A 3,431-nucleotide genomic window follows, 5' to 3' on the forward strand; every position below is an offset into this window, starting at 1 on the left:
GATAGAAACGGCTGCTTGAATTTCTTTTATCATTTTAGGGTCACTCATCCGGCTAACGCCACCAGCAGCTCGAATGTCTGCAGGAACTCTTTCTAAGGCCATGACCGCTACGGCACCAGCTGCTTCAGCAATTTTAGCTTGTTCCACATTTACCACATCCATGATTACGCCACCAGCTAATTGTTTATGTACTTCTTCGATTGATTGTTTCATTTTGATTGCTCCTTTATATATATTGTCATCACTTTAACAGTCTTTTGGATGTTTCTTAAGATGCAAAAATGCATATTTTTATGGGTCCAGATAGTTTTTTTATGTATAATGAATAAAATGAACAATAAGAGGAGAAGAGAAAGCATGATTACGGTGAACTTTAACGAAGACCAACACCTCTACTTACAAATAGTTGATGAAGTCATCCGGCAAATTGCCCAAGGACATTTGAAAAGTGGTGACCAACTCCCCTCACGGAGGGCCTTGGCAGATCATTTAAAAGTCAGTCTTAATACGGTCATTAACGCTTATGACCAACTGACTGATGAAGGCTATATAGTGCCGAGGGAAAGATCTGGTTATTATGTGGATTTACTAGAAATTGATATGTTGCCCTCTGAGGAAATTGAGACAAAGCCACTAAAACATGAGCATGCTAAAATAAGTGAAGCCAGCCAATATACTTATGATTTTCACTTTGCCAACCGTGATATGACTACTTTAAAACCCAAACAATTATTGCAGTATGCACCCGACGCTCTAGCAAAAAGCATGGCTAATTGTAATTTAAAAGAAGACTTGGGTGCACTCCCTTTACGATTGGCTATTGCTAATTATTTACGTAAATACCGGGGCGTGATGACTTCAGCTGACAATATCATCATTACAGGCGGTCATACGGCTAGCTTACAGACGCTATTTGCCTTATTAGACGATTCAATCTATGCCTTAGAAGATCCTGGCTATTATAAAAATTTAGATGACTTTACAGACTATCAGCAAAAGACGATTCGAATTCCGATTGATAAGTATGGTTTCTCAGTTAAAGATTTGGAGACTACATCAGCCAACATCGTGATTACTACTCCTAGCCATCAGTTTCCCACTGGCATTATCATGGGGATGCGTCGACGTCAGCGTTTATTAAAATGGGCCTATCAGGCAGAAAACCGTTATATTATTGAAAATGACTACTATAATGAGTTCCGCCTCAAGGGCCGTCCTGTTCCTGCTTTAACTAGTCTGGATGACCAAGAGCGTGTCATTTTATTAGGGGCCTTTCGTCAAAGTATGGGGTCAATTTTTAAGATGTCTTATTTAGTTTTACCCGATCAATTAATGAAAAAATTCCATCAAGCTAAATTAAAAACCAATGGTATTTCTAGCTTTGAGCAATATTTAATGACTGATTTTCTTAATTCTAACCATTTTCCTAAATATATTAATAGCCTGCGGACTAATTACCGTCGTAAGGAAAAAGCGGTTCTAGCAGCGCTTAACCAAAGTCAACTCCCCCTAACCATTAAGGAAGCAGGGGCTGGACTTTTCTTTATTATTAACATTGAGGGTGAGATTCCACCGACTGACGTGATTCAAGCTAGGCTAGCTGAAAATAAGATCCGCTTGCAACCGGTCAACCACTACGCTAAATTAAACAACCAGTTCGACCAAAGTTACATTTTAGGTTATGCTGGGCTAGAGCTTGATGAAATTGACCAAGCTATTCAAGCTTTAGTCACTATTTTTAAATAAAGCAAAAGACTCAGTAAGTCAGCGAAAAGCTTACATACTGAGTCTTTTAATTTAGGATAAAAGAAATTCAACTAGGTAAACAACGATTACCGATACCGTCATAACTGCTAAAGTCACATAAGGAATATAAAACAAACATAAGCCTACATGTTCAAAACTATCAATGTAGGCTATGAATTCAAGCTTATATAAAAGCTCTAAAAGTAATGGTAAGTGCACCTGTACTCACGCGCTGACTACTCCCTTCATAAGTTTGATAATTTCCCTATCCAACCTAACAGCCTTACTCTAATTGACCAGTTCCCACAAACATACCCCTGTTTGCATAATAAAAAGGAGTCACTTAATCTTAAAATTAAGTTTACTCCTTTTAATATTAGTGGAAGTTTTTATGTTGAAATGGTAACAGTTTTTTTGACAATTTTTATAAGGTGCAGAACTTCTTTCCGTATGCTATTCCGATTGTCCTTGACAATGAGCCTCCTCGGATGTGACGATCTTCGGCAAGAGCTAACAGTTAAAGTTAGACTGCCTCGCTAGCGTTCGCACATCCGAGCTCATTATCAAGGATTCGCTGCGCCAATTTCCGGTTACGGTAACCAACCGGTGTCTCGTAGCCAAGTGTACCGTGCAACCGAAGCAGTAACAGAAGAAATAAGGGCGTCCAGTTCTATCAAATCTAGCGTTGAGGTGGCTTCTGTGGTTACCGATACGAAAGACAGTAAAGAAAATGAAGAAGTATATTCAGAGTCGGTAGTTCCTTCAGATGCTTCTGAAAGTGCCGAACCCCAACCGTCGGTATCTTTTGATGGCTATGCATTAATCGAAGTATATGGAGGGGAATTGTCAGGATATCGTGCAGCAAATGTAGTCGTTGATATCGGTTTTGGTGACAGGGAATATTGGGCCTACACAAATGAATTTGGGCAATTGGTTCGGGTTGTTGCAGCAGAAATCATTTTTCAAGATGATGCCACTGAACCGGTTAATTCCAACGGACGCTATTACGATGACGAAGCAAACGTTTCGGGTACAGAGAATTCAAATCTTGATCAAGGGCACGTCATCGCCGACTCCTTAGGAGGGGTGGCCAATGCTTATAATATTACGCCACAAGACAGTGTGCTGAACCGTCACGGGGATCAGGCTTATATGGAACGAAACATTGTGCAAGCAGGTGGGGCTACTAATTTTGAGGCTATCATTACCTATCCAGATACAACTACACAGGTTCCAAGTTCTTATAAATACACGTATACGATTAATGGGTACCAAGTAGTAGATGAATTCCAAAATATTAACCCAGATGAATACAACGCAGCACAAGGGCTAACAAGAGAAGATAGCTCACCTTCTGGCAGTTCCGGAATAGCAACATTCGCTGCACCCACCGAGACTACTGGAGGAGATGTATCTGCTGTAGATACGAACGGCAATGGCCAAGTCACGATCCAAGAAGCAAAAAATGCAGGGTACGCTATGCCCATTTATAGTGATCATTGGTTGTATCCGTACATGGATGACCGAGATGGGGATAGACAAGTCGGCGAATAGCTGTTAGAAATCTCATAAAATAACTCATACGTAGTCGGTAAAAATCAGTGCATTGCGAGTCAGTTTCTAAAAATTATAATCCACTAAGTATAACCTTATATTTTTTTAGCTATACTATCGCCCTTGCAAAG

At 40.0% G+C, this 3,431-nt stretch carries 2 protein-coding genes and 1 pseudogene; 2 read left to right on the plus strand and 1 reads right to left on the minus strand.

The features are described from left to right. Positions 1–213 (minus strand): annotated as a pseudogene (locus ACRCJ0_RS10850) (pyridoxal 5'-phosphate synthase lyase subunit PdxS); the annotation flags it as partial. 144 nt (positions 214–357) lie between these two features. Here ACRCJ0_RS10850 and ACRCJ0_RS10855 point away from each other — a divergent pair. Then, entirely contained in the window at positions 358–1,746 is a 1,389-nt protein-coding gene (locus ACRCJ0_RS10855) for a PLP-dependent aminotransferase family protein (protein ID WP_419971738.1), read from the plus strand. A 606-nt stretch (positions 1,747–2,352) separates the two neighbouring features. Next, on the plus strand, positions 2,353–3,300 hold the full coding sequence (locus ACRCJ0_RS10860; RefSeq protein WP_419971739.1) for a DNA/RNA non-specific endonuclease: 948 nt from the start codon (positions 2,353–2,355) through the stop codon (positions 3,298–3,300). Positions 3,301–3,431 lie beyond the last annotated feature (131 nt).

The organism is Aerococcus sp. L_32, assembly GCF_050689315.1.

Bases quoted from the DNA above. Each gene is read 5' to 3' on its own strand.
- ACRCJ0_RS10855 (WP_419971738.1), top strand. From the start codon at position 358: ATGATTACGGTGAACTTTAACGAAGACCAACACCTCTACTTACAAATA.